The 14,606-nt window shown below is 73.3% G+C and carries 13 protein-coding genes; 8 read left to right on the forward strand and 5 right to left on the reverse strand.

Features of this window, described 5'->3' with window-relative positions; genetic code table 11:
- The first annotated feature begins 1 nt into the window (after window position 1).
- Genes E1267_RS12860 through E1267_RS12890 form a run of 7 tightly spaced genes read left to right on the forward strand, consistent with a single transcriptional unit; the run spans window position 2 to window position 8,204 of the window.
- Window positions 2–1,516: an FGGY-family carbohydrate kinase gene (locus E1267_RS12860; protein WP_132332667.1), complete on the forward strand. Its 1,515-nt coding sequence runs from the start codon at window positions 2–4 to the stop codon at window positions 1,514–1,516.
- Complete coding sequence (locus E1267_RS12865) at window positions 1,513–2,478, forward strand: sugar-binding transcriptional regulator (RefSeq protein WP_132332668.1); 966 nt, start codon at window positions 1,513–1,515, stop codon at window positions 2,476–2,478. Before E1267_RS12860 ends, E1267_RS12865 begins: the two co-directional genes overlap by 4 nt.
- Complete coding sequence (locus tag E1267_RS12870; protein WP_132332669.1) at window positions 2,475–3,965, forward strand: sugar ABC transporter ATP-binding protein; 1,491 nt, start codon at window positions 2,475–2,477, stop codon at window positions 3,963–3,965. The genes E1267_RS12865 and E1267_RS12870 overlap by 4 nt, the downstream gene beginning before the upstream one ends.
- On the forward strand, window positions 3,962–4,969 hold the full coding sequence (locus E1267_RS12875; protein WP_132332670.1) for an ABC transporter permease: 1,008 nt from the start codon (window positions 3,962–3,964) through the stop codon (window positions 4,967–4,969). The genes E1267_RS12870 and E1267_RS12875 overlap by 4 nt, the downstream gene beginning before the upstream one ends.
- The gene (gene deoC, locus E1267_RS12880; RefSeq protein ID WP_246063816.1) at window positions 4,962–5,885 is read left to right on the forward strand and encodes a deoxyribose-phosphate aldolase; all 924 of its coding nucleotides are present in this window, start codon (window positions 4,962–4,964) and stop codon (window positions 5,883–5,885) included. The genes E1267_RS12875 and deoC overlap by 8 nt, the downstream gene beginning before the upstream one ends.
- 14 nt (window positions 5,886–5,899) lie before the next feature.
- The gene (locus tag E1267_RS12885; RefSeq protein ID WP_220449454.1) at window positions 5,900–7,327 is read left to right on the forward strand and encodes an aldehyde dehydrogenase family protein; all 1,428 of its coding nucleotides are present in this window, start codon (window positions 5,900–5,902) and stop codon (window positions 7,325–7,327) included.
- Entirely contained in the window at window positions 7,320–8,204 is an 885-nt protein-coding gene (locus E1267_RS12890; protein WP_246063818.1) for an aldehyde dehydrogenase family protein, read from the forward strand. Before E1267_RS12885 ends, E1267_RS12890 begins: the two co-directional genes overlap by 8 nt.
- Before the next feature lie 45 nt (window positions 8,205–8,249).
- Here E1267_RS12890 and E1267_RS12895 read toward each other — a convergent pair whose 3' ends face one another.
- The 3 genes from E1267_RS12895 to E1267_RS12905 form a co-directional block, all read right to left on the reverse strand.
- On the reverse strand, window positions 8,250–9,221 hold the full coding sequence (locus E1267_RS12895) for an NAD(P)-dependent alcohol dehydrogenase (protein WP_132332674.1): 972 nt from the start codon (window positions 9,219–9,221) through the stop codon (window positions 8,250–8,252).
- A gap of 83 nt (window positions 9,222–9,304) precedes the next feature.
- Window positions 9,305–10,174, reverse strand: coding sequence for an aldo/keto reductase (locus tag E1267_RS12900; RefSeq protein ID WP_246063819.1), 870 nt, complete (start codon window positions 10,172–10,174; stop codon window positions 9,305–9,307).
- Between the two features lie 53 nt (window positions 10,175–10,227).
- The gene (locus E1267_RS12905; protein WP_132332675.1) at window positions 10,228–11,343 is read right to left on the reverse strand and encodes an acyltransferase family protein; all 1,116 of its coding nucleotides are present in this window, start codon (window positions 11,341–11,343) and stop codon (window positions 10,228–10,230) included.
- A gap of 208 nt (window positions 11,344–11,551) precedes the next feature.
- Between E1267_RS12905 and E1267_RS12910 the strand changes: the two genes are divergently transcribed.
- Window positions 11,552–13,399 carry a bifunctional copper resistance protein CopD/cytochrome c oxidase assembly protein gene (locus tag E1267_RS12910; RefSeq protein ID WP_132332676.1) on the forward strand — a complete coding sequence of 616 codons (1,848 nt, stop codon included), beginning with the start codon at window positions 11,552–11,554 and terminating at the stop codon, window positions 13,397–13,399.
- Between the two features lie 3 nt (window positions 13,400–13,402).
- Here E1267_RS12910 and E1267_RS44295 read toward each other — a convergent pair whose 3' ends face one another.
- Together E1267_RS44295 and E1267_RS12915 are read right to left on the reverse strand one after the other, a co-directional pair.
- Window positions 13,403–13,561, reverse strand: a complete 159-nt coding sequence (locus E1267_RS44295; protein ID WP_165959591.1) for a hypothetical protein — start codon at window positions 13,559–13,561, stop codon at window positions 13,403–13,405.
- A 99-nt stretch (window positions 13,562–13,660) separates the two neighbouring features.
- The gene (locus E1267_RS12915) at window positions 13,661–14,569 is read right to left on the reverse strand and encodes an aldo/keto reductase (protein ID WP_220449451.1); all 909 of its coding nucleotides are present in this window, start codon (window positions 14,567–14,569) and stop codon (window positions 13,661–13,663) included.
- Window positions 14,570–14,606: the final 37 nt, after the last annotated feature.

The raw sequence follows: 14,606 nt of genomic DNA on the forward strand, positions 1-14,606 counted from the left end.
GATGTCCGCTTTCCTCGCCCTCGACCTCGGCACGGAGGGCGCTCGCGCGGCGGTCTACACGGCGGACGGCACGCAGGCCGGGACGGGCGACGACACCTACCCGACCAGCTTCCCGCGGCCCGGCTGGGCCGAGCAGGACCCGGAGCACTGGTGGCGGGCGAGCGTGCACGCCGCGCGGGCGGCGCTCGCCGAGGCGGGGAACCCGGAGATCGTCGGGGTCGCGGTGGCCACCACGGCCTCGACGGTGGCCGTGCTCGACGGCGACGGGCGCCCCCTGCGGCCCGCCCTGCTCTGGATGGACGGCCGGGCCGGCGAGGAGTCGGCGCTGACCGCCCGCAGCGGCCACCCGGTGCTGCGCTACTCCGGTGGCTCGGACGCGGTGGAATGGCTGGTGCCGAAGGCCATGTGGCTGGCCCGCCACGAGCCCGCGATCTACCGCAGGGCCGCCCGCATCACCGAGGCGGTCGACTACATGGTGTGGCGGCTCACCGGGCGGTGGGCGGGATCGCGGATGAACGCCGTCTGCAAGAGCAACTACGACCCGCGCGGCGCGGGATTCCCGAACGACCTGTACGAGCGGCTCGGCGTCGGCGACCTGGCCGCCAAGCTGCCCGACGAGATCGTCCCGGTCGGCGACCCGATCGCCCCCGTCGGGGCCGCCGCCCGCGAGGAGCTGGGCATCACCGGCCCCGCCGTCGTCGCGTCCGGCGGCATCGACGCGCACCTGTCGCTGCTGGCCATCGGCGGCGCTCCCGAAGGCCGGGTGTCGATCGTGTGCGGCACGTCCAACGCGTTTGTCACGGAGATCGCCGAGCCGGTCTTCCCGCCCACCGTGTGGGGGCCGTACCCGGACGCGCTGCGCACCGGGCGCTGGCTCGTCGAGGGCGGCCAGGTGAGCGCGGGCTCGGTGCTGGCCTGGGCGGGGGAGCGGCTCATGGGGCGGCCGAGGGCGGAAATCGGCCGGCTCATCAAGGCCGCGTCGGCGCTGCCGCCGGTCGACCACGGCCTGATCGTGCTCGACTACTTCATGGGCAACCGCACGCCCCTGCGCGACCCGCTGCTGCGCGGGGCGGTGCTCGGGCTGACCCTGGCCAGCTCGCCCGAGCAGGTCTACCGGGCCGCCGTGGAAGGCGTCGCGTACGGCACGAGGCAGGTCATCGACTCGTTCAGCGAGGGCGGGATCGCCGTGGAGGAGATCTTCCTGTCCGGCGGCATCCGGCACAACGAGTTGTGGCTCCAGACCACCGCCGACGTGCTCGGCCGGCCGGTCAGCCTGGTCGCGGGCGACAACCTGACGTTGCGCGCCTGCTCGGTGATCGCCTCGGTGGGCGCGGGGCGGCACGCCTCGCTCGCCGAGGCGGCGGCCGAGTACGCCCCGCGCACCCGCACCATCGAGCCGGTCCCCGCCCACCGGGACGCCTACCGGCAGGGCTACGCCGACTACCGGGCGGCCACCGAGGCCACGACGCCGCTCGCGCACCGCCTCAACGCGCCGGAACGGAGGCAGGACCCATGACCGTCCCTGCCGGCTACGACGACCAGCTCTACGAGGTCGCCATCCGCTACTACGAGGGCGGGGAGACCCAGGAGCAGATCGCCAACGCCCTGCACCTGACCCGCTGGAAGGTGGGCAGGATGCTGGCCGAGGCCCGCCAGGCCGGGATCGTCCGGATCGAGGTGCTGCACCCGAGGTCCCGGGTGCGAGCCCTGGAACAGTCGCTCAAGGAACGCTGCGGGTTGCGCGACGCGGTCGTGGTGGCCGGGGGCGACCCGAACGGCGTCGAGCACCTGCGCGACGTGGTCGCGGCGGCGGGGGCCGACCACCTGATGGCGATGCGGCCCGCGCCCCGGCTGATCGGCGTCTCCTGGGGGCGCACTCTCGACCGGCTGGCCGGCGGGCTCAAGCCCGGATGGGCCGGCGGCGTCAACGTGGTGCAGATCAACGGCGCGCTCAGCCGGTCACGGCAGCCGACCAGCGCGCACAGCATGGCGAGCATGATCGCCCACCACGGCGGCGGCACCGCCACGCTGCTGCCCGCCCCGGCGATCCTGGAGCAGCAGAGCACCAGGGCCGTGCTGGAGAGCGACCGGGCCGTCTCCGACGTGCTAGCCCTCGCCACCCGGGCCGACCTGTTCCTGTTCAGCCCCGGGGGCATGGGCAGCGACTCCGTGCTGGTCGACTCCGGCCAGATCGACGCCGGCCACCTGTCGAGGCTCGCGGAGGCCGGCGCGGTGGGCGACGTGCTGGGCCGCTTCATCGACCGCGACGGCCGCATCGTGGACCCCGCCCTGGACGGCCGCACCCTCGGCCTGTCGCTGGACGTCCTGCGCGCGTCCACCGCCTCGGTCGCGCTGGTCAGCGGCGAGGCCAAGCACGCGGTGTGCCGGGCCGTCGTGGCCAGCCGCCTCTGCGACGTGCTGATCACCGACGACCAGAGCGCGACGTACCTGCTGGACACGTGGAAGGAGGAGGCATGACGGACGAGCGGCTGCGGATGTCGGGGATCGTCAAGCGGTTCCCCGGCACGGTCGCCCTGGACGGCGTGGAGCTGACCGTACGCGCCGGCGAGGTGCATTGTCTGCTGGGCGAGAACGGCGCGGGCAAGAGCACGCTGATGAAGATCCTGGCCGGCTCCTACCGGCCGGACGAGGGGACGATCCTGCTGGACGGCGAGCCGTTCAGCCCTTCCACCCCGCACGCCGGGCTGGCCGCCGGCATCGCCGTCATCTACCAGGAGCTCGACCTGCTGCCCGACCTCACCGTGGCACAGAACCTGCTGCTGGGTCGCTCGCCCCGGTTCGGCCCGTTCGTACGCAGGGCGCGGCGCGCGGGCCTGGCCCGCCAGGCGCTCGACCGGGTCGGCGCGCGTTTCCCCGTGACCACCCGTGTCAGGGACCTGCCCATCGCGGCGCAGCAGCTCACCGCCATCGCCAAGGCGCTCACCGCCGACGCGCGGGTGATCGTCATGGACGAGCCGTCCGCCACGCTCGGCGAGAGCGAGCTGGAGGCGGTGTTCGGCGTCATCCGGTCGCTCACGGAGGAAGGGCGCTCGGTCATCTTCATCTCGCACCGGCTCGACGAGGTCAAGGCGATCGGCGACCGCGCCACGGTGCTGCGCGACGGCCGCACGGCCGGCGTCTACGACGTGGCCTCGACCACGCCGGACGAGATCGTGGCGGCGATGATCGGCGAGGCCAAGGAACTCGTGCGTCCCGCCGGCCGCCCAGCGCCCGAGGGGGAGCCGCTGCTGACCGTCGAGCGGGTGCACGTCCCCGGGCTGATCGACGTGCGCGACATCGACGTGCGGCCGGGCGAGGTCGTCGGGCTGGCCGGACTGGGCGGCGCTGGACGTACCACACTGCTGCGGGCGCTCTTCGGCGACCTCAAGGCGCACGTCACCGCCCGGCTGGACGGCCGCCCGTTCCGGGCCGGCAGCCCCGCCGCGGCCGTGCGCGCCGGACTCGCGCTGGTGCCGGAGAGCCGCAAGGAACAGGGCCTCATGCTCGGCCTGTCAGTGGGCCGAAACGCGGCGATCGCGGCACTCGACCGGCCCCCGTGGCTGCTGCCGGGCCGGCTCGGACGGCGCCTGGCCGCGCCCGCGCTGGCCGGGCTCGGCGTCAGATCCGTCGGCCAGAGCCAGCTCGTCGGCCAGCTGTCCGGCGGCAACCAGCAGAAGGTCGTGCTGGCCAAGTGGATCACCAGGGGCGGGATCAAGGTCCTGCTGCTCGACGAGCCCACCCGCGGGCTCGACGTCGGCGCCAAGGCCGACCTCTACCGCCAGGTGCGCGACCTCGCCGGCCAGGGCGTGGCGGTCCTGCTCGCCAGCAGCGAGCTCAACGAGCTGACCGCCAACGCCGACCGTATCCAGGTCCTGTACGAGGGTCGCAACATCGCCCGTTTCGACCCGAGGGTCAGCCCGGAGAGCGCCATCGCGCACGCCGTCATCACAGGAGCGACACCATGACCACCTCGATCGGATCCTCGGTGGCCGCGTCCGCCGAGCAGGCCGGCGGCGCCCGGCCGCGGCGCGGCGCCGACCTGATCGTCAAGTCCAACCTGCTGCTGGTCTTCCTCGCGTTGTGCGTCGTCGCGACGCTGCTGGCCCCGCAGTTCCTCACCGGCCGCAACATCGCCAACCTGCTGCAACAGTCGTCGCTGACCGGGATCGTCGCCATCGGCATGACCATGGTGGTGCTGACCGCGGGCATCGACCTGTCGGTCGGCAGCGTGGCCGCCTTCGGCGGGATGACGGTCGCCATCCTCATGGCCGCGGGCGTGCCCGTGCTGCCGGCGATCCTGCTGAGCGTCCTGGCCGGCGCCGTGTTCGGCGCCATCATGGGCGGCCTGTCGGCGTACCTGGCGTTGCCGGCTTTCATGACCACGCTGGCCGGGCTCACCGCGATCCGCGGGCTCACGTACCTGCTGACCGACGGCAAGCCCGCGGAGGCGGCGGGGGCGGAGTCGTTCCAGCTGCTCGGTGGCGGGTTCATCGGCTACGTCCCGATCGTCGGGATCATCTTCGTGGTGATCACAATCCTCGCCGCTGTGGTGCTGCGCGGCACCACCTTCGGCGAGTACGTCTACGCGGTCGGCAGCAACAAGGAGGCGGCGCGGCTGTCGGGACTGCCGGTGCGCGGCGTCATCACCACCGTGTTCGCGGTGTCCGGCGCGCTCGCGGCGCTGGCGGGCGTGCTGCTCACCTCGCGGCTGACCGTGGGCCAGCCGACCGCGTTCAACGGGCTGGAGCTGGACGCCATCGCGGCCGTCGTCCTCGGCGGCACCAACCTGTTCGGCGGCCGGGGCGGGGTGTTCGGCACCTTCGTGGCGGTGCTGCTGCTGTCGGTGCTGCGCAACCTGTGCAACCTGCTCGGTCTGGGCTCCTTCTTCCAGATGGTGGTGACCGGCCTGATCCTGCTGGTCGCGCTCGTCCTCAACATGCTGATCGAAAGGCGTGGCGCCCGTGCCTGACACCCTTCCATCCGGCTCGCTGCGGGCCTGCCTGCACGGGCTGCCCGGCGTCGACGAGGTGGGCGTACGCCGTCGCGCCGCCGACCTGGCCACCCGGTCGATCAAGACCACGGCCAAACGCCAGGCGATCGACCTGGCCATCCGCATGGTCGACCTGACCACGCTCGAAGGGGCGGACACCCCGGGCAAGGTCCGCGCCCTGGCGGCCAAGGCCATGCGGCCCGACCCCGCCGACCCCACCGCGCCCGCGGTCGCCGCCATCTGCGTCTATCCCGACATGATCCCCGTGGCCGCGCCCGTCCTGGCGGGCAGCGGCGTGGGGCTCGCCTCGGTCGCCACCGGCTTCCCCGCCGGGCGCACGTCGCTGGAGGTGAAGCTGGCCGACACGCGTACGGCGGTCGCCGCCGGAGCCACCGAGATCGACATGGTGATCGACAGAGGCGCGTTCCTCGCCGGCGACTACCGCAAGGTCTTCGACGAGATCGCCGCGGTCAAGGAGTGCTGCGGCCCCGCGCACCTGAAGGTCATCCTGGAGACCGGCGAGCTCGTCACCTACGACAACGTACGGCGGGCGTCCTGGCTCGCGCTGCACGCCGGGGCCGACTTCATCAAGACCTCCACCGGCAAGGTCGCGCCCGCCGCCACCCTGCCCGTCACCCTCGTCATGCTGGAGGCGGTCAGGGACTACCACGCCGCCGGAGGGCGGCAGGCCGGGGTGAAGCCGGCCGGCGGCATCCGCACCACCAAGGACGCGATCCGCTACCTGGTGCTGGTCAAGGAGGTGGCCGGCGAGAGCTGGCTGGACCCGGCGCGGTTCCGGCTCGGCGCCTCGACGCTGCTGAACGACCTGCTCATGCAGCGCACCAAGCTCGGCACCGGGCACTACGCGGGGCCCGACTACTACACGCTCGACTGAGGGGAACCGTGGAGATCTTCGACTACGCGCCCGCGCCGGAGTCACGGTCGATCGTGACCATCCGGCCGGCGTACGACCTGTTCATCGACGGCGAGTTCACCGAGGCCAAGAGCGACGAGCGCATCGTCACGCTCAACCCGGCCGACGAGGAGCCGCTCTCCGAGGTGGCCGCGGCGTCCGACGCCGACGTGGACCGGGCCTTCGCCGCCGCCCGCCGGGCCTTCGAGCGGGTGTGGTCGCCGCTGCCCGGCGCCGAGCGCGGCAAATACCTGTTCAGGATCGCGCGCATCATCCAGGAACGTGCCCGCGAGCTGGCCGTGCTCGAATCGCTCGACAACGGCAAGCCCATCAAGGAGACCCGCGACATCGACCTTCCCCTGGTCGCGGCGCACTTCTTCTACCACGCGGGCTGGGCGGACAAGCTCGCCCACGCCGGGGTCGGCCCGTCACCGCGCCCGCTCGGCGTGGCCGCGCAGGTCATTCCGTGGAACTTCCCGCTGCTGATGCTCGCCTGGAAGGTCGCGCCCGCGCTGGCGACCGGCAACACGGTGGTGCTCAAGCCCGCCGAGACCACCCCGCTGACCGCACTGGCGTTCGCGGAGATCTGCCAGGAGGCGGAACTGCCACCCGGCGTGGTCAACATCGTGACCGGCGCGGGCGGCACCGGCCGGGCCGTGGTCGCCCACCCGGACGCGGACAAGGTCGCCTTCACCGGCTCGACCGGCGTCGGCAAGGAGATCGCCCGCGCCGTGGCCGGGACGTCCAAGCGGCTCACCCTGGAGCTGGGCGGCAAGGGCGCCAACATCGTGTACGACGACGCGGCCGTCGACCAGGCCGTGGAGGGCATCGTCTCCGGGATCTTCTTCAACCAGGGCCACGTGTGCTGCGCCGGCTCCCGGCTGCTGGTCCAGGAGTCGATCGCCGAGGAGCTGCTGACCAGGCTGCGGGCCAGGATCGAGCGGCTGCGGCTCGGCGACCCGCTGGACAAGAACACCGACATCGGCGCCATCAACTCGGCCGCGCAGCTGGCCAGGATCCGCGAACTGGCCGCCGCCGGCGAGGCGGAGGGCGCGAGCGGCTGGTCGCCCGCGTGCCCGATCCCGGAACGCGGCTACTGGTTCCCGCCCACCGTGTTCACCGGCGTCACGCAGGCGCACAGGATCGCCCGCGAGGAGATCTTCGGGCCGGTCCTGTCGGTGCTCACCTTCCGCACCCCCGAGGAGGCCGTCGCCAAGGCGAACAACACGCAGTACGGGCTGTCCGCCGGAGTGTGGACGGAGAAGGGCTCCCGCATGTTGTGGACCGCGAGCCGGCTGCGCGCCGGCGTCGTGTGGTCCAACACCTTCAACGTGTTCGATCCCGCCAGCCCGTTCGGCGGCTACAAGGAGTCCGGTTACGGCCGCGAGGGCGGCCGCCACGGGCTGGAGGCATACCTTGGCTGACAGGACCCCGTCCGCGCCGGCTCGCGTGGCCGTGCGCAGGACGTACAAGCTCTACCTCGGCGGGGCCTTCCCGCGTTCGGAGTCAGGCAGGTCGTACCCGGTGACATCCTCCCGCGGAGTCCACCTCGCCAACGCGGCCCTGGCGTCGCGCAAGGACGTGCGCGACGCCGTCGTGGCCGCGCGCAAGGCCTTTCCCGGCTGGTCGGGCCGCACCGCCTGCAACCGCGGCCAGATCCTCTACCGGATCGCCGAGATGATGGAGGGCCGGCGGGCGCAGTTCGCGGGGGAGGTGGCCGCCGCCCAGGGCATGAGCGAGGCGCGCGCCCAGGGTGTGGTGTCCGCCGCGATCGACCGCTGGGTCTACTACGCCGGCTGGGCCGACAAGCTCGGCCAGGTGCTCGGGGCGGCCAACCCGGTGTCGGGCCCTTACTTCAACCACTCCCAGCCCGAGCCGACCGGGGTCGCCGGCATCCTCGCGCCCGCCGGCTCCCCGCTGCTCGGCCTGGTCGCGGTGCTCGCGCCCGTCATCACCGCGGGCAACACGGCGGTGCTGGTGGCCGGCGAGCGGGCGCCGCTGCCCGCCGTCACGCTCGCCGAGGCGCTGGCCACCTCCGACCTGCCCGGCGGCGTCGTCAACGTCCTGACCGGCCGCCTGAGCGAGCTGGCGCCGCCGCTGGCCGGGCACGCCGACGTGAACGCCCTGGACCTGGCCGGGGCGGGCGAGCTCGCCGGTGAGCTGGAGGAGTTGGCCGCGGGCACGCTCAAACGGGTCGTACGGCCGGGCCTTCACGACGACTGGTCGGCCGCCGACCCCGGCGTGGCCCGCATCCGGCCCTTCGTGGAGACCAAGACGGTCTGGCACCCGATGGGCGTGTGACGGCTCCGGCCGGGTGCGCGCCGCGCCCGGCCGGGTGGTCGTCGCTCAGCCGGAGTGGTTGACGGTGATCACGACGTTGCCGATCTTCTGGCCGGAGTCGACGTAGCGGTGCGCCTCGACGATGTCGGCCAGCGGATATCGCCGGTCGATGACCGGCCTGAACCGGCCCGACTCGATCAGGTCGCGGAAACGCAGCGCCGTGTCCCGGTCGTGCTTCGGCAGGGGCATGAGCACCTTTCTGCCGCCGAGCGGCCGGGTGACGAGCGCGAGGAACACGTTCTGCCACATCGGGCCGACATCGGAGGCGGCATAGACGCCACGCGGTTTCAGCAGCCGCCGGCACCGGCCGAACGTGCTTTTGCCGACCGCGTCGATGACGACGTCGTACCGTCCCGGGTCGCGGGTGAAGTCGGTGGTGGTGCGGTCGATGACCCGGTCGGCGCCGAGCCCGCGTACGAGCTCCACGGTCCGCGTGTCGCAGACCGCGGTCACGACGGCCCCGAGCGTCTTCAGCAACTGGACGGCGGCCGAGCCGATGGCCCCGGTCGCGCCGTAGACCAGGACGTCGTGGCCCTCCCTGACCCGCGCGGCCGTGATGATCGACAGGGCGTAGTGCGAGCCCTCGGTGCTGGGGGCGGCTTCCTCGTAGCTCAGGCCGGTCGGGATGGTGGCGAGCGTGCCCTTCTCGGAGACGGTCATGTAGGCGGCGTGGGCGCCGAACGTGGCGTCGTTGTAGCCGAACACCCGCTCGCCCACCTTGTAGGCGGTGACCTCGCCGCCCACCGTCTCGATCTCCCCGGCGAACTCGTTGCCGAGCACGCGCACCCGTGGCCGGAAGAAACCCGTGAAGAACCTCCACAGGAACGGCTTGGCGGCGCGAAGGGCGCAGTCGGTGCGGTTGACCGTGGTCGCGTGCACCTTGACGAGCAGTTCGTCCGGCTTGACCGCGGGTTTGTCGACCTCGGTCACACCGACCACGTCGGGTGGGCCATAACGTAATCGCACTGCGGCTTTCATGCCCGGATTCTAGCCAGCGTCCCCGGGGGCGCGGCGGCCGTGAGCCGGGGGTCCTCCGGCCCACGGCGGCGCCCGCAGGACCCTCAGCCGAGGCGGGCCAGCTCCTCCGCGCTGAGCTCCAGGTCCACGGCCGCGAGCGAGTCGAGAATGGTCTCGGGGCGGCTCGCGCCCGGGATGGGGATGACCACGGGGCTGCGGGCGAGCTCCCAGGCCAGGCAGATCTGGTGCGGGGAGACGCCGCGCTCCTTCGCGATCTCGGAGAAGGCGGCGTGCCGCTCGCTCAGCTCCCCGGTGCGCCCGATGCCACCCAGCGGCGACCAGGGCAGGAAGGCCAGGCCCAGCTCGGCGCAGAGGTCGATCTCGGGCTCGCTGGAGCGGAAGCGCGGCGAGTACTCGTTCTGCACGCTCACCAGGCGCTCGCCCAGGATGTCGTGGGCGATCCTGATCTGCTCCGGGCCGGCGTTGGAGATGCCCGCCATCCGGATCTTGCCGGCGTCGTGGAGGTCCCTCAACGCGCCCATGGTCTCCTCGTACGGCACCTCCGGGTCGGGCCGGTGGTGCTGGTAGAGGCCGATGCTGTCCACGCCGAGCGCCTTGAGCGAGCGGTCGCAGGCCTGCTTGAGGTACGACGGGCGCCCGTCCTTGGACCAGCCGCCGCCCGGCGTGCGGGTGTGCCCGCCCTTGGTGGCGACGAGCACGCTGCCGGCGTCGCCCCGCCACTGGGCCAGCGCCTTGGCGACCAGGCGTTCGTTGTGGCCGACGTCGTCGTGCGAAGGCGTGTACGCGTCCGCTGTGTCGATCAACGTGACACCGGCGTCAAGGGCGGCCAGCAGAGTCCGGATCGACTGGTCCTCGTCGGCCATGTGCCCGGCCACCGACATGGGCATGGCGCCGAGCCCGATGGCGGAGACGCGGCGGTCGCCGATGGGGCGTGTCGTCAACGATGTGCTCATGGGTCCAGCTTGTCGGCTGGAGTGCGCTCCAGGTCAATCCGGGCGGGGCGGGGTCACACACGGGCGGCGGTCAGGCGTCTGCCGAGGCGCTGGGCGGGAGCCTCGACAAGACGGTGGCTCGCGAGGCTGAGCGGGATCAGGACGAGGTAGTACAGCGTGAGGTCCGGGATCGCGTGCAGCAGGACCGGATGCAACAGGTAGAGGGAGAAGCTGATCACGCCGAGCTCCGGCAGCCAGCGGGGGAACGCCCGGCCGCGCAGCGCGAGCCCCAGGGCGAAGACGCCGAAGGCGAGCACGAGCGCCGGAGCCCAGGCGGGGTCGTCCTTGGCGGGGATCCCGCACGCCAGCACCGCCAAGGCGGCGAGCGCGGCCGTACGCCAGGAGGTCGTGCCCCGCTCGGCCCGGTAGACCGCCGTGCCGGCGAACATCGACGCCAGGATGATCACGCCCTGCCAGGTGCCGCCCCGGCTGCCGAGGATCACCAGCGCCAGCCCGAGCAGACCGCCCGCGACCGCGGCCACGGTACGCGTCCCGCCCCGGCCGAGCGCGGTCACCGCGATGGCGGCGACGACCGCGAGGCCGAGCAGCGCGGCCATGAGGTCGGCGCCGCCCTTGATCGACGTTCCCGGCAGCAGCAGCCCCAGCGGCACGGCCAGCAGCGCCAGGCCGCCGGCGATCCAGGCCGACCGGTGTGCCCGCCCGACCGCGAACAGCGCGACGCACATCAGGTAGAACGCCATCTCGTACGAGAGCGTCCACATCACGCCGATGACGGCGGGGAGGTTGAGCAGTTCCTGCACCATGGTCAGGTTGCCCAGCACGACCACGCCGAGGGGGCGCTGTCCGAGCCCGGGGTCGAGGACAGGCAGGCCGGCGCAGGCGAGCAGGACGGCCAGGGCGCAGGCGGCCAGCAGCAGCGGGAGGAGGCGGAAGGCCCGGCCGGTCCAGAAGGCGCGCAGGTCGCCTCGCCGCTCCAGGGAGGCGGGGATGATGTACCCGCTGACCAGGAAGAACACGAACACGCCCCACGTGCCGAGGTCGATCCGGCGGTCCACTTCCGCCCAGACGGCGGGCAGGTAGGTCCAGCCGGCGTGGTGCATGGTGACGGCCAGCGCGGCCGGCCCCCGGAGGGCGTCCAGCCAGGCCAGCCGGTGGGGGGCCGCGAACATCTGACGGATTCTAGGTCATTAATGACTGTTTGCCGCCTTTGGTATGGGTGGCTGTTGAACCGCCCGGCCTGATGCCGCGTACCTCAGACGTGCGCTGCCGCATGGTCACGGTCCGGCCGCTGTGGGATCATGTGGGCCACGCACCACGGTCACCGGGACCGCAGGCGTCCGGGGGCCGGCCGGTCCAGACGGACATTGCGGGGTGGCCATGAGAGCTTCCGCGCCGGTTCACGTCGGCGCCGTGGTGGGCGTGGTCGGCGTGGGCGTCGTGGTGCTGGTTTCCGTCCTGTGGTTCGGCGGCGGCGCGGGCGCGCCGGAGATCGCCGGGCTGCCCTCCGCGGGACCGCTCGCCGAGTGGGGCCTGCCGCTGGTGCGGCTGGGGCACGACCTGTGCGCCGTGGCGTGCGTCGGCGCCCTGCTGGCCGCCGGCGTGCTGGCCCCAGCGGGCTCCCCTGAGGTGGCGCGGTGCGTGCGGGCGGCCGGGTGGTGGGCGCTCGGCTGGGCGTTCGCCTCCCTCACCGGCTACGTGCTGACCCTGTCGACGTTCTTCGCCCTGCCTCCCGCGCGGATCCTCGCCGCCTCACACCTCCTCGGCTACGGCACGTCGCTGCCCCAGACCCGGGCGCTGCTGGTGGTGGTGGCGGCGACGTTCGTGGTGGCGCTGGCCACGCTCGTGCCGCGCCTGCCCCGGTGGATGCCGCTGGTGCCGGCCGTGGGCGCGCTGCTGCCGCCCGCGTACGTCGGCCACGCCGCCTCCGCGGCCGACCACGACGTCGCGATCTCCGCGCTGATGGCGCACCTGGTGGGTGTGTCGGTGTGGGTGGGCGGCCTGTACGCGGTGCTCGTGCACTTCCGCCGCTCCGCCGACCTGGCCGTCGTGTTGGCGAGGTTCAGCACGATCGCGCTGTGCTGCTTCGCCGCGGTGGCCTTCTCCGGGCTGGTCGGCGGCTGGGTGCGGCTGGAGACGCCGTCCGGCCTGTGGCAGAGCAGCTACGGCCTGCTCCTGCTCGGCAAGGTCGCCGTGCTGGCGGTCCTCGGCTGGTTCGGCTGGAGCCACCGCCGCCGCACCGTCATGGGCGTGACGGATCGCGGGGTGCGGCGTACGTTCGTCCGGCTGGCGGCGGGCGAGGTGGCCGTGATGGCGGCGGCGATGGGCCTGGCCGTCGGCCTGTCCCGCACCCCGCCGCCCGCGGGCGGCGACGGCGGCGGCCACTCGGCGCACGGCGTGCTGGAGTACGAGCTCGCTCCGTTCACCCCTGCCGCGCTGATCACCGAGGCACGGCTGGACACGCTGGTCCTGCTGCTGCTCGCGCTGCCCGCCGCCGGCTATCTCGTGGGCATGCGCAGGGCGGCCGGATGGCCGCCGGCCCGGTCGTTCGCCTGGCACGCCGGGCTGGCCCTGGTCGCGCTGGTGCTGGTCGGCGGAGTCGGCGGGTACGCGCGGGCGATGGCGTCCGCGTACGCGCTGCAGCACGTCACGCTCACCGTCGTCGCTCCGCTGCTGCTCTGCCTGGGGGCTCCCGCCACCCTGGCGGCCCGGGCCACCACCCCCTCCTCCCAGTACGGCGACCTCGGCTCGCGCGCCTTCGGCCGCCGGATCACCCGGCCCGGCCTGCTGCTGACCGCGTACCCGGTGCTGTTCCTGCTGCTGTACGGGACCGCGTGGCTGCCCTGGTCCCTGTCCGCCTACGGCTCCCACCTGGCCACCGCGGCGTTGTTCCTCGGGCTCGGGCTGGCCGTGTCGTGGGTGCTGGCGGGCGCCGACCCGCTGCCCCGGCCGTTCCCGTGGGCCGCGCGGGCCCGGCTGCTGGCGGTGGCCGCCGCGGTGCACCTGGCGCTCGGCGCGTACCTGCTGACCGGGCCCCGCGTCGCCGCCTACTGGTTCCTGCAGGCGGCCCCGGCGGGCGTGCCGACGGCCGACCAGCGCCTGGCCGGCGCCGTCCACCTGATCGTGCCGCTGCTCGCCTTCGCGCCGCTCGCCGTCAGGCTGGCCCTGGAACGGCAGGCGGCGCGCGTGCGAGCCCGGGAGCGCGTCACGGAGCCGCGCGGGCGCTGACGGTCACTCCTCCCACACCGGGACGCGGGGGAGGCCGCGCGCCTGACGGGCCTCGTCGACGAGCCGCACGTGTCGGCCCGCACCACGTGCACGTGGTGACTGCGCTGGCCCGAGGCGCAGCGACGGCCATACCGCGTCGTAGTCCACGATGACAACCGCCATGCGAGCCTCAGCTCCTCAGCAGTCTCCGGTTCGCGTTACCGGTGGGTCATGCCGGGAGATTCTCGGCCATCGGGAGGCGGGTGGCCAGCCCGGCGGGCGTCAGTCGATCGGTGAGGGAGGCGGGTCCCCGAGCGCCGCCAGGTCCTCCCAGAACCCGCCGGGGATCACCGTGTCGGCGATGATCCCCAGCTGCGCCAGCCGTTCGGCCGAGGTGACGCCGACGACCGTGGAGTGGATGCGTGGTTCGGCGAGGGAGAAGTGCAGCGCAGCCGCGGCGAGCGGGACTTCCCACCGCTCGCACAGCGCCCTGAGCCGCTCGACGTGCGCGGCGAACTCGGGGGAGACCCGCCGGTAGCCGTAGCGGGTGGCGTGCCGTGGTGAGCCGCCCAGGATGCCGCCGCCGAAGGGAGCGGCGTTGAAGACCGTCATGTCCCTTTCCGTGGCGAGCCGAAGGATCTCCTCCGCGCGCCGGTCGACCAGGGTGTAGCGGTTGTGGGTGAGCACCGCGTCGAACGCGTCGGTGCGGATGTAGTCCTCCACCATGGTGCCGCCGCCGACGGCGATGCCGATCGCGCCGACGAGCCCCTGCTCGCGCAGCGCCACCAGGGCGGGCACGGCGCCGCCGCGGGCCATCGCCTCGCCGACCGTGATGGTCATCGGGTCGTGCAGGTGGTAGATCGGCAACGTCTCGACGCCGAGGCGGGAGGTCGTCTCCTCCCAGGACCGTATGACCCGGTCACCGTCGAACACGCCGGTGGCGGGGTCGCGGTCGGCCTTGGAGAAGATCGTCACGCCGTCGGGCGCCTGCTTGAGCGCGGCGCCGATCAGCGTCTCCGAGCGCCCGCCCGCGTAGTTGTTGGAGGTGTCGAGCTGGCGGAAACGGCCCGCCACCATCATCTCGGCCAGCGCATCGTCGCCGGGGCCCGCGCCGAGCGCCGACGTGCCGACGGTCAGCGGCTGGAGTGGCACGTCGCTGCCGGGCACGCGGCGGCCCTGCTGATCCGGCATGTCCCGCTCCTTCTCACGGTGATCCTGCCGACGATCA

The organism is Nonomuraea longispora, from assembly GCF_004348345.1.
Taxonomy (GTDB): domain Bacteria; phylum Actinomycetota; class Actinomycetes; order Streptosporangiales; family Streptosporangiaceae; genus Nonomuraea; species Nonomuraea longispora.

Excerpts from the sequence above, each read along its gene's own strand:
- E1267_RS12875 (WP_132332670.1), top strand. The coding sequence starts at position 3,962 with ATGACCACCTCGATCGGATCCTCGGTGGCCGCGTCCGCCGAGCAGGCC.
- E1267_RS12895 (WP_132332674.1), bottom strand. The coding sequence starts at position 9,221 with ATGAAAGCCGCAGTGCGATTACGTTATGGCCCACCCGACGTGGTCGGT.
- E1267_RS12870 (WP_132332669.1), top strand. The coding sequence starts at position 2,475 with ATGACGGACGAGCGGCTGCGGATGTCGGGGATCGTCAAGCGGTTCCCC.
- E1267_RS12865 (WP_132332668.1), top strand. The coding sequence starts at position 1,513 with ATGACCGTCCCTGCCGGCTACGACGACCAGCTCTACGAGGTCGCCATC.
- E1267_RS12860 (WP_132332667.1), top strand. The coding sequence starts at position 2 with ATGTCCGCTTTCCTCGCCCTCGACCTCGGCACGGAGGGCGCTCGCGCG.
- E1267_RS12905 (WP_132332675.1), bottom strand. The coding sequence starts at position 11,343 with ATGTTCGCGGCCCCCCACCGGCTGGCCTGGCTGGACGCCCTCCGGGGG.
- E1267_RS44295 (WP_165959591.1), bottom strand. The coding sequence starts at position 13,561 with ATGGCGGTTGTCATCGTGGACTACGACGCGGTATGGCCGTCGCTGCGC.
- E1267_RS12910 (WP_132332676.1), top strand. The coding sequence starts at position 11,552 with ATGAGAGCTTCCGCGCCGGTTCACGTCGGCGCCGTGGTGGGCGTGGTC.
- E1267_RS12900 (WP_246063819.1), bottom strand. The coding sequence starts at position 10,174 with ATGAGCACATCGTTGACGACACGCCCCATCGGCGACCGCCGCGTCTCC.
- E1267_RS12915 (WP_220449451.1), bottom strand. The coding sequence starts at position 14,569 with ATGCCGGATCAGCAGGGCCGCCGCGTGCCCGGCAGCGACGTGCCACTC.